A 14,249-nucleotide genomic window follows, 5' to 3' on the forward strand; every position below is an offset into this window, starting at 1 on the left:
CCATGAAAAAGAGCATTTTAGTAGTATTAGTAATTTTTTTACAATTATCATTAGTAGCCCAAGATTATAAGTTTGGTAAAGTATCAAAAGAAGAATTAGAAGAAGAATTTTATCCTTTAGATTCTACAGCAGATGCAGCGTATTTATACAGAAAACAATATACACATTACGAGTATGATGAGTCGAATGATAGATTTAATGTAGTAAAAGAAGTACATAATAGAATTAAAATTTATTCTGAAGAAGGTTTTGAAAAAGCTACAGAAATGTTTTATTACTATACACCTGAAAGTGGAGAAAATGAAAAGTTCTCTTATTTAAAGGCATATACTTTTAATTTAGAAGATGGTAAAATAACCAAAGACAAATTGTCTAAAAAGAGCATTTTTAATGAACGTAAAAATGAAAGATGGACAGTAAGAAAAATTACTTTACCTAATATAAAAGTTGGTTCTGTTTTAGATATACAATATAGAATATCATCACCATATTACAGTAAATTAGATGATTTAGAGTTTCAATTTAATATTCCTGTTAAAAAATTAGACTATAATATAGTAATACCTGAGTTTTATAAATTTAAGTCAATGTCTAAAGGTTATTTTAGTGTTACTCCAAAAATATCGCAGAAAAGTAGTTCATTTTCTTACACTACTAAATATAGGTCAAGTGGAGGGTTAAATACTAATGGAGGTACTGTTTTTGATAATACTAAAATTGATTTTTTAAGTAATATTCTAGATTTCTCAGCAACAGATATTCCTGCATTAAAAGATGATGAACCTTTTGTTTCTTATATAGATAATTATAGAGGAGGTTTAAAGTTCGAGTTAAAAGAATTAGATTTCTTTAAATTGGGTGGTACCAGTAAATCTTATTCTATTGATTGGACAGATGTTAGTAAAGCTATTTTTAAATCAGATGCTTTTGGTGGTGAATTAGAAAAAACGAGTTATTACAAAAACGATGTAAATACTATTTTAGCAAATGCAGCCACAGATTTAGATAAGATTGCGTCTATATTTCAATTTGTAAAAACAAAAATTAAATGGAATGGAGATTATGGTAAATTTACCCAAAAAGGTGTAAAAAAAGCATATAAAGAAAAGACAGGTAATGTAGCAGAAATTAATTTAATGCTTACCTCTATGTTACGTTTTGCTGGCTTAGATGCAAACCCGGTTTTAGTAAGCTCTAGAAATAATGGAATTCCCATTTTTCCTACTTTAGATGGTTTTAATTATGTAGTTTCTGCAGTAACTTTTAGTGATGGTACATACTTGTTGTTAGATGCTACAGAACTTTATAGCTTACCAAACATATTACCTTTAAGAGCCTTAAATTGGAATGGTAGAATGGTTAGAAAAGATGGTAGTTCTTCTTGGGTAAAATTAAGTTCTGGCAAACCAGCATCAAAAGAAAATATTATGATGTTAAAAATAACGGATGATTTAATGGTTGAAGGTATGATTAGAACAAAGTTTGAAAATATAAATGCCTTAAATTTTAGATCTGATTATAACCATATTAAAGAGGAAAGTTTAAGAACTAAATATGAAGAAGAAAATAATATTGAGATTGATGACTTTAGTTTAAATAATAAACAAGAATTAAATAAACCTGTTTTAAGAACTATAAAATTTGTTAGCGAAGATTTAATTGAAGAAATTGGTAATAAAATCTATATAGAACCTTCTTTATTTTTAACAACACGTACAAATCCTTTTAAATTAGAAGAACGTAAATTTCCTATAGATTTTTTTACTGCTTGGAAAGTGCTAAATAGAGTTTCTATGGATGTTCCTGAAGGATATATAGTAGAAAAAATACCAGAACCAATGGCTATGGTTTTACCAGACAACTTAGGTACGTTTAAATATAAAATAACTCAAGTAGGTAATAAATTAAAAACATTTTCGGTTTTAGAATTCAACAAAGCTATTATTCCTGCTCAATATTATGTTTATTTAAAAGATTTCTATGGTAAAATGGTGCAAAAAGAAACAGAAAAAATAGTTTTAGTAAAGCAGTAAAATTCTAATTTTATAAATTAATTGAGGTTGTGTTTTTAACTTCCTTAATAGTAAAAGTGCTATGGGTACTTCCAATATATTTTATGGCTGTTAATTTACTAACCATAAAATTTCTATAAGTATCCATATCCTTAACATATATTTTTAAAATATAATCATAATCTCCACTTACGTGAAAACATTCTGAAACTTCTTCTAGTTTAGATATTTCACGTTCAAAAGTGGTTACATACTCTCTAGAATGCTGAATTAATTTTACATGGCAAAAAACTAAAAAAGACTTTTCAATTTTATTCCTATTGATGATAGCCACATATTTTTCAATTACCTTTTCCTTTTCTAGTTTTTTAATACGTTCATAAACAGCAGTAACAGATAGGTTTAATTGTAAAGAAAGTTGCTTTGTAGTTTGTTTACCATCATTTTGTAGTAAATTAATAAGTTTTTTATCAGTAGAATCCATAATAACAAATTTTCTAAAAAGTAGAAATACAATTAACTTTTGTAGTTTTTATAACTGTATAATGATTCAAATTTAGATAAATAATCTATATTTAATATGTTAAGTTGATAATATTTCTTTTTAGTTGTTTTTTTGATGTAAATAAAACTACTAATTATGAAATTCAACCCAGCAGAAAATATTCAAGATTTACAATATTTTGGAGAATTTGGAGGCGTTAATCCATCAATTTCAGATTCATCAACATACACCTTTTTATCAGCAAAAACAATGTTCGATACTTTTGAAGGGAATGCAGATGGCTGTTATTTATACTCACGTCATTCAACACCATCAAATTTATATTTAGGAGAAGCGCTTGCAGCAATGGAAGGTACAGAAACTGCAAATGTAACAGCATCTGGTATGGGTGCAATAACTTCGGTTTTATTGCAACTTTGTAGTTCAGGAGATCATGTTGTTTCTAGCAGAACCATTTATGGAGGTACTTACGCATTCTTAAAAAACTTTACACCAAAATTTGGCATAGCAACTAGTTTTATAGACATTACTAATTTAGATGTTGTAGAGGCTTCAATAACAGAAAATACGAAAGTTTTGTATTGCGAAGCTGTTAGTAATCCGTTATTAGAAGTAGCAGATATAAAAGGTTTATCAGCTTTAGCTAAAAAATATAATTTAAAATTGGTGGTAGATAATTCGTTTTCGCCATTGTCAATATCTCCTGCAAAATTAGGTGCAGATGTAGTTTGCCATAGTTTAACGAAGTTTATAAATGGTTCTTCAGATACTGTAGGTGGTGTAGTTTGTGGTACAAAAGAATTTATAAATGCTCTAAGAAATGTAAATGATGGTGCAAGTATGTTGTTAGGTGTTACTATGGATAGTTCAAGAGCAGCTTCAATATTAAAAAATATGAGAACTTTACATATTAGAATAAAACAGCATAGTAAAAATGCTATATTTTTAGCTGATAAGTTTGAGGCTGATGGATTAAAAACAGTATATCCAGGGTTAAAAAGCCATCCTTCAAATTCCTTATATAAACAAATGATGAATGTAGAATATGGTTTTGGAGGAATGTTAACTGTAGATGTTGGTTCGTTACAAAAAGCAAATGAATTAATGGAGCTAATGCAACAAAGAAATTTAGGTTATTTAGCAGTAAGTTTAGGTTTTTATAAAACATTATTTTCTGCACCTGGTAGTTCTACATCTTCAGAAATACCAGAAAAAGAACAAAAAGAAATGGGTTTATCAGATGGTTTAATTCGTTTTTCTATTGGCTTAGATAATAATATTGAACGTACTTATAAAATGATGAAAAAATGTATGGAAGATGTAAATGTTTTATAAATACGTTAAACTAATATTTTAAGTTTTATTAAACATTTAAAACAAGAATTTTTGCAATCTTTGTAATATCATTCATTTAATTAAATTTCTAATCATCAAGATTTTATTACACTATGAAAATACTCGTACAATTAGCAAGAATTATAGTAGGTGTCTTATTTATTTTTTCAGGATTTGTAAAATTGGTAGATCCAATTGGTTCTCAATATAAATTCGAAGAATATTTTTCTGAAGGTGTTTTAAATATGGAATTTCTAATTCCTTATGCATTAACATTTTCTATTATTCTAATCATTGCAGAAATTGTTTTAGGGGTAGCTTTATTAGTGGGCTGGAAACCGAAATTTACAGTAATAAGTTTAAAAATAATTATTTTAATATTCTTGTTTTTAACTTGGTATTCTGCTTATTATGATAAAGTTACAGACTGTGGTTGTTTTGGTGATGCTATAAAATTAAAACCTTGGGAAACATTTTATAAAGACGTAGCTCTTACAATTTTAATCTTCTTTATTGGCTTTAAAATTAAGTACATAAAACCGATAGCAAAAAAGTTTATACCTTTTCAGATTGTATTTGTTTCGCTAATTATTTCTTCATTTATCACTTATTATGTTTTAGCACATTTACCAATAATCGATTTTAGAGCGTATGCAATTGGTAAAAACTTACCAGAAGGAATGGAGTATAAAGATGATGGAGAAATACCTCCTGTTCATGATTTTATGTTAGAAAATGCACAAAATGATTTAGCGCCTCAAATTCTAAAAATGGATAAAGTAATGATAATTATTATGTCTAGTTTCGAAAAATCGGATTATAATGCTTTTCCAGAGGTAAAAAAGATTTCAGAAGAAGCCATGCAAAAAGGTTACAAAGTTTATGGTGCTTCTGCTTCTTTTTCTGATATTATTGATTTAACAATTAAGAAATACAATTTACCTTTCGAGGTTTTATTCTGTGATGAAACCACTCTAAAAACAATGATTAGAGCAAATCCTGGAATAATGATTTTAAAAAACGGAACAGTTACAGAAAAGAAAAACTGGTCAGATATTGATGATATAGAACTATAATGAAAAGTTTATTATTCGTTTTTATTGGTGGTGGTTTTGGTAGTGTTTTGCGATTTTTAATTGGTAAATGGCTAAATAATTCAGAAAACGGAATACCTTATGGTACATTTGTAGCCAATATTTTAGGTAGTCTTTTAATAGGATTTATTTTAGGTTACGCTGCCAAAAATAATGCACTTAGCCAAAATCATACTTTATTATTAGCAACTGGTTTTTGTGGTGGTTTTACTACATTTTCTACTTTTGCGTATGAAAATCATGTCTTTCTAAAATCAGGAGATTTTACTTCTTTTGCCTTTTACACAATAGTAAGTTTTGTGGTTGGCTTTTTGGCTGTTTTTGCAGGAATGTATTTGGTAAAATTTATATAAATGTCAGTTCGAGTGAATTTATGAAGAATGAATAAATTTGTATCGAGAACAATTAAAATCCTAATAAATGAACGAATTCGTAACCTATCAACCTAAAGAAAATTACATAATAATTACCATTAATAACGGAAAAGCAAATGCCATTTCTCATGAAGTTATTGAAGGTTTAAACACAAGTTTAGACAAAGCAGAACAAGAAAATAAAATTGTAATTCTCACAGGTACACAAGGAATTTTTTCAGGAGGATTTGATTTAAAAGTGATGACAAAATCACCTGAATCTGCATTAGAGTTGGTTACAAAAGGTTCGCAATTATCATTAAGAATGTTGTCTTTTTCTAAACCAATTATTGTAGCTTGTAATGGGCATGCAATTGCTAAAGGTGCTTTTTTATTATTGTCTGCAGATTATAGAATTGGGGTTGAAGGTGATTTTAAAATCGGTTTAAACGAAGTTATGATTGGTATGACAATGCACAATGCAGGTATTGCTATTGCAAATTCTCGTTTGTCAGAAGTATATTTAAACAGAGCCGTAAATAATTCAGAAATATTTAATTCAAAGGATGCTGTAAAAGCTGGATTTTTAGATATGATTGTTCCAGAAGAAGCTTTATCACCAACAGCAATTAAGGTAGCAAATATGTTTTCTAAATTAAACAAAAAAGCACACGCAGCTACAAAATTAAAAGTTAGAAAACCCCATTTAGAAGCGTTAACAAATGCAATTGAGTTAGATGCAAAAGGAAGTATTTCTATAGATGCCTAATCTAACTTATAAATTGATTATTTTCGCAGGCGATTACAAGTTAAAAAATTAAACAAAAAATAAATGAAAGCATATATTTTTCCAGGTCAAGGAGCTCAATTCACAGGAATGGGATTAGATTTATACGAAAAATCACCTTTAGCACAAGAATATTTTGAAAAAGCAAACGATATTTTAGGCTTTTCAATTACAGATATTATGTTCGAAGGTACAGCTGAACAATTAAAAGAAACCAAAGTTACACAACCTGCAATATTTTTACATTCTGTAATTTTAGCAAAGGTTTTAGGTGATTCTTTTCAGCCAGAAATGGTTGCAGGTCATTCTTTAGGAGAATTATCGGCTTTAGTTGCAAACGGAGTTTTATCTTTCGAAGATGGATTAAAATTAGTTTCTAAACGTGCTTTAGCAATGCAAAAAGCTTGTGAAATTGCACCATCAACAATGGCAGCAGTTTTAGGTTTAGAAGATAAAGTGGTAGAAGATACTTGCGCAGAAATTGATGGAGTAGTAGTAGCAGCAAATTACAATTGCCCAGGTCAATTAGTAATTTCTGGAGAAATTGAAGCAGTAGAAAAAGCTTGTGAAGTTTTAACAGAAAAAGGAGCAAGAAGAGCATTGTTATTACCAGTTGGTGGTGCATTTCACTCGCCAATGATGGAGCCTGCAAGAGAAGAATTAGCTGCTGCAATAGAAGCAACAACTTTTAGCAAGCCAACTTGTGCTGTGTATCAAAATGTGGTTGCAAAAGCAGTTACAAATCCAGAGGAAATTAAAGAAAATCTAATTGCTCAATTAACTGCACCAGTAAAATGGACACAGTGTGTACAAGCAATGATTACAGATGGTGGAAAAGAATTTATAGAAGTTGGACCAGGTAAAGTTTTACAAGGTTTAATGCGTAAAATCGATAGATCTGTTACTGCTAGTGGAGCTGCTTTAGCAGAATAATACAAAAATATTTTAAATAAAAAAGTCCCAATTTCAATTTTGAAATTGGGACTTTTTTTATGGTTTTTTATTGAATTTAATTCTTTACTTTTTCTTGTCTTTTGTTTAATAAAATTGGTTCTCCATAACCTAATTCTTTCATTCTGTCTAATTGTGTTTCTGCATCACCAACAACTAACCAAATCATTTTATTAGGGTTTACATATTTATTAGCTAATGCTTTTATTTGTGCTTTAGACATATTATTAACAGTGTTTTCTCTGTCTGTTACATAATCTGCACTCCAACCATAATCACTAATATTAGATAACATATTTAATTTTGCTCTAGAAGTTTCAAAAGCTCTTGCGTTACTTTTTATTAGAAAACTTTTTGTGGTTTCTAAATCTTTATCAGAAAATGTAGTTGGGTATTCTTCTAAAATTTTCTTTACCAATTGTGCAGATTCTAAAGTTACATTACTTCTTACACCACTAGAAATGGTAAAAGCACCTTTTGCTTTTGTACCTGAAAAACCTGATCGAATTCCGTAAGTATAGCCTTTGCCTTCTCTTAACTCTTGTGTTAAACGAGATGCAAAACCACCACCACCTAAAATGTAATTCATAACAGAAGCAGCATAAAAATCTTTGTCAGTTGCAGCTAAAGCTGGTGCCCCAAATTGTAAAACAGATTGTTTTGCATTAGGAATATCATAAAAATAAACAGCTGGTTTTGTTGGTGTATCAGGTGTTTTATATTCAGGAATTGTAACTTCTTTGGCTGCCCAATTATTATTTAAAGATGCTAAAGAAGCAGTTACTTTATCTTTAGAAATATCACCTACAACCAATATTTTTGTCACTGATGGAGAAATATAATTGCTATAATATGCTTTTAAATCTTCAATGGTAATTTTTTCTACGGATGCCAAACTACCTAAAATATTTTTAGAACGGATGTTGTCTTTTCCGTAAATCAACTCATTATAAGCATTTCTTGCAACAGAATTAGGGCTCGCTTCTTGCTGACGTAATCTTGCTATAGTTGCTTTCTTTAGCAAATCGAATTCATTTTCATCAAACCTTGGTTCTAATAAAATCTCTTGAGCTAAAGCTAAAGTTTTATCATAGTTTTTAGCTAATGTTGTACCACTTAAAGTAATGTTTTCAACATCAGAATACACATAAATAGAAGCACCTAATTCTTGAATTGCTTCTTCTAATTCTTTTACAGTTTTTTGCTTTGTACCCTTGTTTAATAAATCAGCAGTTAAATTAGCAACACCTAATTTATCCATAGATTCTAATAATTGGCCACCATCAATAGTAATATTAAAACGAACCAAAGGCACTTCGTCATTTTCAATTCCAAATACTTTTAAACCATTGTCTAAACTGCTTTCATAAACTTCTGGCACAGCCAAAGATGGAGTTTCTCCATAAGGAGGTTCAATGCTTCTATCAAAAGTGGAAGGAGTTTTTTCATAAGTTGCAGCAATTTTAGGATCGAATTTTTCTTCTGCACCAATTACAATTTGCTCTTCAACTACATCAGCCAAAACAGCTCCTTCTAAAGCAAGTTTAGCTGAGTTTTTAGGTACAAAACTTGTAGCTACATAATTTTTGTTTTTAATATATTGATTGTAAACTCGCATTACATCTTCTGTAGTAACAGCCAATGTGTTTTTAATATCTTCGGTTACAAATCCCGGATTTCCTGTATAAGTATTGTAAGATGCTAAACGAGTTCCTTTACCCAAAACACTAGATAAACTTGAGTAAAAACGAGTTTCTTGTCCTGCTTTTATTCTGCTTAAATCTTTTTCAGAAATTCCTTCTGCTTCAAATTTTGCAAAGGCTTTTTCAATTCCTGCTTTTACATTATCTAATTTTACGTTGTTAAAAGCTCTAATAATCAAATGAGTTTCTCCTGCCAATTCAGAAGCATAATTATACATTGTGGTATTTGATGTTAGTTTTAAATCATCAACCAAAACCTGATTTAAGGGTGCAGATTTTCCATCAGATAAGTACTGAGTTAAAACTTCTAAAGCATAAGAATCTGCATGAAACTGTTCTACACTTGGCCAAGCCATGGTTAATTGAGGTACTCTTGCAAAGTTATCTTCAAAATATAAAGACTTAATTTCATCTATTTTTCCTGGTCTTTTTTCAATTGTAGGTATCTCTTCTGTTCCTTTAGGTATTTCATCAAAATATTTATGCACCCATTTTGTAGCTTGTTCAATATCAATATCACCAGACAACACTAAAGTTGCATTGTTAGGAACATACCATTTTCTAAAAAATGTTTTTACATCATCTAAAGTTGCATTTTGTAAATCTTCTAAAGAACCAATTACTTGCCAATTATAAGGATGATCTTTTGGATATAAATTTTTACCAATTACATATCTATTATGGCCATAAGGAGAATTGTCTACTCGTTGCCTTTTTTCGTTTTTAACAACTTCTTTTTCTTTTGCTAAAACAGGGTCTGTAACTGTGTTTATAAACCAACCTAATTTGTCGGCTTCTGCCCAAATCATTTTTTCTAAACCATCTTTTGGTACCGTTTGTAAATAATTTGTTCTGTCTCTAGACGTAGATCCATTTGCGCCAGAACCACCAATTCTTGCACTCATTTTATCTAAACCACCTTTGCCTAAATTTTCGGATTCTAAGAATAATAAATGCTCAAAAAGATGTGCAAAACCTGTTCTTCCTTCAATTTCTCTGGCAGAACCCACATGTACCATTAATTCTACTGCAACAACAGGATCAGATTTATCCACATGAAAAACCACATCTAAACCATTATCGAGTTCAATTTTTTTGTAGTTGATACTCAGTTCTGGAGTTTTTTCTTCGGATGATTTTTTGCAACTATAAAAAAGAGTTGCCACTAAAAGTGTAAGTACTATTTTTTTCATTTGATTTGAATTTACGGGTTTAAAAGTAATCAAATAATAGATTGAAAATGGACTCTCTTTTGTTAAAATAAAATTTTTATAAAATAGTTTTTTTTGTAAATATTACTTTATCAACTTATTACGACTTGAATGAAATTCTTTAACATTCAGTAATTAGAATTGGCATAACAATTGGGTTAGAGCAGTAAATAAAATTAATAAATTATGATTAAAAAACTATGTATTGCTTTAGTATCGTTTGCTTTTATAGGTACAATAAAAGCGCAAGAAGTAAAGTTTGGTGTTAAAACAGGAATGAATATTTCTTCGATTAACGGAAACAATGTTAATAATTTAGATTCTAGAACAGGTTTTGTTATTGGAGCAACAGCAGAAATACCTTTAGCAGATAAGTTTTCTATGCAGCCAGAATTATTATATTCTGCGCAAGGAGCTCAACAAAGAGATAGTTTTAAATTTGATTTAAATTATATTGCGCTACCAGTAATGGCTAAATATTATATTGCAGATGGATTTTCTGTAGAAGCTGGACCACAATTTTCTTTTTTAATTAAAGATCAAATTGTACCTATTAACCAAAATGGAGGCGTTGCGCAAAATACGGATGCAGCAAATTTTGACCTTGCTGCAAATCTAGGTTTTGGTTATCAACTTAAAAATGGAATCTTTTTTCAAACAAGATATAACTTTGGATTGGTTGCAATTAGCGAAAATCCAGATATTAAAAATGGTGCTTTTCAAATAACTTTAGGATTTCAATTTTAAATAAAACATCAATAAAAAGAAAGGCTCTTCATTTAAAATGAAGAGCCTTTCTTTTTTGGTTTCAATTAATTTTACTTTTTATAAGTACATCAATTTAAGCAAGTTCTTTTTTACTTTAATCTTCTAAAGAATAAACGTAAATTTGCACCCTCAAAAGTAGAAATAATGCAATATAATCATAAAGAGATAGAAAAGAATTGGCAAAAATTTTGGGCTGATAACCAAACTTTTAAAGCCAGCAATGAAAGTGAAAAACCTAAATATTATGTGTTAGATATGTTTCCTTATCCTTCAGGAGCAGGTTTGCATGTTGGGCATCCTTTAGGGTATATTGCAAGTGATATTTATGCACGTTACAAGCGGCATAAAGGCTTTAATGTCTTGCATCCACAAGGTTATGATTCTTTTGGTTTGCCAGCAGAACAATATGCCATTCAAACTGGTCAACATCCTGCAAAAACTACTGAAGAAAATATAAAAACTTACAGAAGACAATTAGATCAAATTGGTTTTTCTTTTGATTGGTCTCGTGAAGTAAGGACTTCTAATCCAGAATATTATAAATGGACACAATGGATTTTTATCCAACTATTTAATTCTTGGTATAACAAAGATTCAGATAAAGCAGAAGATATTTCAACTTTAGAAAAAGTCTTTAGAAAAGAAGGGAATGCAACTGTAAATGCAGTTTGTGATGAAGATATTACTGTTTTTTCTGCGGATGAATGGAAAGCACTTTCAAAAAAGGAACAAGAAGAAATATTATTACAATACAGATTAACATTTTTGTCTGATACAGAAGTAAACTGGTGCCCAGCATTAGGAACTGTTTTGGCAAATGACGAAATTGTAAACGGAGTTTCAGAAAGAGGAGGGCATCCTGTTTTGCGTAAAAAAATGACACAATGGTCTATGCGAATTTCTGCTTATGCACAACGTTTGTTAGATGGTTTAAATACTATTGATTGGCCACAACCTTTAAAAGATTCTCAAACCAATTGGATTGGTAGAAGCCAAGGAGCAATGGTTTCTTTTCAAGTTGATGTAGCATCTGAAAAATCAACTTCAGAAGTAAAATTATCTTACAAAGAGTTAGAAGCTTTAAAAGAATTGCGTCAAAATTTATCTAAAGCTGAAACTACGCTTTGGAATGAATTAAAAAATAAAAAAGGAGCATCAAAATTTAGAAAAAAATATACAATTGCTACTTTTCTAGTAGATTATGTTTGTATTGCAAAAAACTTAATTGTTGAATTTTCAGGTAAAGAAGATGAAGAGGCAAGAACTGAATCTTTTCATAAAAATGGCTTTAATGTTATCCGTTTTACAAATGAAGAGGTTTTACAAAATGTAGTAAAAGTTGTTTCTGAAATTAATTTTGCAATTCAGTTTCCACAAGTAATTGGTGAGTCTGCAGAAGAAACTGAAGTAAAAGATGAAAATAAATATAAAATTGATGTTTTTACAACAAGACCAGATACAATTTACGGAGTAAGTTTTATGACTTTAGCTCCAGAACATGAATTGGTTTCTAAAATTACAACAGATGCTCAAAAAGCAGAAGTTGAAGCTTATATAAAAGCAACTGCAAAACGTTCTGAACGTGATAGAATGGCAGATGTAAAAACCATTTCTGGTGCATTTACTGGGGCTTATGCAATTCATCCTTTTTCTGGTGAAAAAGTGCAGATTTGGATTGGGGATTATGTGTTAGCATCTTATGGAACAGGAGCTGTAATGGCTGTTCCTTGTGGAGATCAGCGTGATTATGATTTTGCAAAGCATTTTAATATTCCTATTCCTAATATTTTTGAAGGCGTAGATATTTCTGAAGCTGCTCATACAGATAAAGAAGGAACTGTAATTGCAAATTCAGACTTTTTATCAGGATTAAAATATAAAAAAGCACTAAAACTTGCCATTTATGAAATGGAAAAAAGAGGTTTTGGTTATGGCAAAATAAACTACAGATTACGTGATGCTGTGTTTAGCAGACAACGTTATTGGGGAGAACCATTTCCTGTATATTACAAAGATGGAATGCCGCAAATGATTGATGAAAAACACTTGCCAATTGTTTTGCCAGAGGTAGAAAAATATTTGCCAACTGAAGATGGAAAACCACCTTTAGGAAACGCAACTGAATGGGCTTGGGATTCTCGTGGAAAGAAAGTTGTTTCAAACGATAAGTTAAAAAACAAAACGGTTTATCCTTTAGAATTAAACACAATGCCTGGTTGGGCTGGTTCTTCTTGGTATTTTAATAGATATATGGATGCTACAAATTCTAACGAATTTGCAAGTAAAGAATCTTTAGACTATTGGAAAGAAGTAGATTTATATATTGGTGGTTCAGAGCACGCAACAGGTCATTTATTATATGCACGTTTTTGGCAAAAATTCTTGTTTGATAAAGGAATTGTTCCTGTGGATGAGTTTGCAAAAAAGCTAATTAACCAAGGAATGATTTTGGGAACGAGTGCTTTTGTTTATAAAGCTGATGCATTTGTAAAATCAGGTTGTTCTTTAAGTAGTTCTTTTGATGACATTAAAGCCAAAATTCCTACAATATTTGTTTCTAAAGATTTGTTTTCGAATGATGATGAATTTGAAAATGTAGTAATAGAATATTTATTAAATCAGAAAATTGTTAATCAGCAAGAGTCAGAATTATTAACTATTATAAAAAGTAATATACATTCTGATGTTTCTTTAGTGAATGCTTCTGATGAACTAGATGTAGAAGGTTTTAAAAGTCATCCTTTAAATGCGGATTATAAAGATGCTAAATTCATTTTAGAAAACGATGTTTACAAAGTAGGTCGTGAAGTAGAAAAAATGTCTAAATCAAAATACAATGTTGTAAATCCTGATGATATTGTTGCAGAATATGGTGCAGATTCTTTACGTTTATTCGAAATGTTTTTAGGTCCTTTAGAGCAAACAAAACCTTGGAAAACCTCTGGTATTTCTGGTGTTTCATCATTCTTAAAAAAACTTTGGAAATTGTATTTTAATGGAGACCAATTTGAGGTTTCAGAAGAAAATGCAACCAAAGATGAGTTGAAAACGTTGCACAAAACAATCAAAAAAGTAGAAGAAGATATAGAGAATTTCTCTTTTAATACATCAGTATCTACATTTATGATTGCTGTAAATGAGTTAACTGCATTAAAATCTAATAAACGAGAAATTTTAGAACCATTATTGGTTTTATTATCACCTTATGCTCCACATATTACAGAAGAATTATGGAGATTGTTAGGGCATACAGAAAGTATATCAACTGTGTCTTTTCCAATTTTTGAACCAAAACATTTGGTAGAAAGTGCAAAGAATTACCCAATTTCTTTTAATGGTAAAATGCGTTTTACTCTAGAGTTGTCTTTAGATTTAAGCAAAGAAGAAATTGAAAAAACAGTAATGGCTCACGAAAAAACAATTGCTCAATTAGAAGGTAGAACTCCTAAAAAAGTAATTGTTGTACCTGGTAAAATTGTAAACATTGTAGGTTAATTCTACATATTTGTAAATATAAAAGCAGGTTTAGT

The 14,249-nt window shown here is 29.8% G+C and carries 10 protein-coding genes; 8 read left to right on the forward strand and 2 right to left on the reverse strand.

Annotation, left to right across the window (positions count from 1 at the left end; genetic code table 11):
* Nucleotides 1-2: 2 nt before the first annotated feature.
* The gene (locus tag ACJJVK_RS08515) at nt 3-2,033 is read left to right on the forward strand and encodes a DUF3857 domain-containing protein (RefSeq protein WP_405565145.1); all 2,031 of its coding nucleotides are present in this window, start codon (nt 3-5) and stop codon (nt 2,031-2,033) included.
* Between the two features lie 10 nt (nt 2,034-2,043).
* On the opposite strand, the gene ACJJVK_RS08520 is transcribed toward ACJJVK_RS08515, so the two are convergent.
* Entirely contained in the window at nt 2,044-2,496 is a 453-nt protein-coding gene (locus ACJJVK_RS08520; protein ID WP_215993553.1) for an Lrp/AsnC family transcriptional regulator, read from the reverse strand.
* Between the two features lie 156 nt (nt 2,497-2,652).
* Here ACJJVK_RS08520 and ACJJVK_RS08525 point away from each other — a divergent pair, with 156 nt between their 5' ends.
* The 5 genes from ACJJVK_RS08525 (at nt 2,653) to fabD (ending at nt 7,019) form a co-directional block, all read left to right on the forward strand.
* The gene (locus tag ACJJVK_RS08525) at nt 2,653-3,852 is read left to right on the forward strand and encodes an aminotransferase class I/II-fold pyridoxal phosphate-dependent enzyme (RefSeq protein WP_405565148.1); all 1,200 of its coding nucleotides are present in this window, start codon (nt 2,653-2,655) and stop codon (nt 3,850-3,852) included.
* Nucleotides 3,853-3,965: 113 nt separating this feature from the next.
* The gene (locus ACJJVK_RS08530) at nt 3,966-4,928 is read left to right on the forward strand and encodes a DoxX family protein (RefSeq protein ID WP_405565149.1); all 963 of its coding nucleotides are present in this window, start codon (nt 3,966-3,968) and stop codon (nt 4,926-4,928) included.
* A complete protein-coding gene (gene crcB, locus ACJJVK_RS08535; protein WP_405565151.1) occupies nt 4,928-5,299 on the forward strand; it encodes a fluoride efflux transporter CrcB in 372 nt (123 codons plus the stop codon). Before ACJJVK_RS08530 ends, crcB begins: the two co-directional genes overlap by 1 nt.
* A gap of 67 nt (nt 5,300-5,366) precedes the next feature.
* Nucleotides 5,367-6,068, forward strand: coding sequence for a crotonase/enoyl-CoA hydratase family protein (locus ACJJVK_RS08540; RefSeq protein WP_405565154.1), 702 nt, complete (start codon nt 5,367-5,369; stop codon nt 6,066-6,068).
* Between the two features lie 63 nt (nt 6,069-6,131).
* On the forward strand, nt 6,132-7,019 hold the full coding sequence (fabD, locus tag ACJJVK_RS08545) for an ACP S-malonyltransferase (protein ID WP_215993548.1): 888 nt from the start codon (nt 6,132-6,134) through the stop codon (nt 7,017-7,019).
* Between the two features lie 76 nt (nt 7,020-7,095).
* Here the strand turns inward: fabD and ACJJVK_RS08550 are convergent, their stop codons facing one another.
* Entirely contained in the window at nt 7,096-9,933 is a 2,838-nt protein-coding gene (locus tag ACJJVK_RS08550) for a M16 family metallopeptidase (RefSeq protein WP_405565157.1), read from the reverse strand.
* A 204-nt stretch (nt 9,934-10,137) separates the two neighbouring features.
* On the opposite strand from ACJJVK_RS08550, the gene ACJJVK_RS08555 reads away from it, so the two are divergent.
* Together ACJJVK_RS08555 and ACJJVK_RS08560 are read left to right on the forward strand one after the other, a co-directional pair.
* A complete protein-coding gene (locus ACJJVK_RS08555) occupies nt 10,138-10,698 on the forward strand; it encodes a porin family protein (protein WP_405565160.1) in 561 nt (186 codons plus the stop codon).
* Nucleotides 10,699-10,863: 165 nt separating this feature from the next.
* On the forward strand, nt 10,864-14,214 hold the full coding sequence (locus ACJJVK_RS08560) for a leucine--tRNA ligase (RefSeq protein WP_405565162.1): 3,351 nt from the start codon (nt 10,864-10,866) through the stop codon (nt 14,212-14,214).
* Nucleotides 14,215-14,249 lie beyond the last annotated feature (35 nt).

Origin of the sequence: Polaribacter sp. Asnod6-C07 (assembly GCF_045063625.1) — a bacterium.
GTDB classification, from domain to species: domain Bacteria; phylum Bacteroidota; class Bacteroidia; order Flavobacteriales; family Flavobacteriaceae; genus Polaribacter; species Polaribacter vadi_A.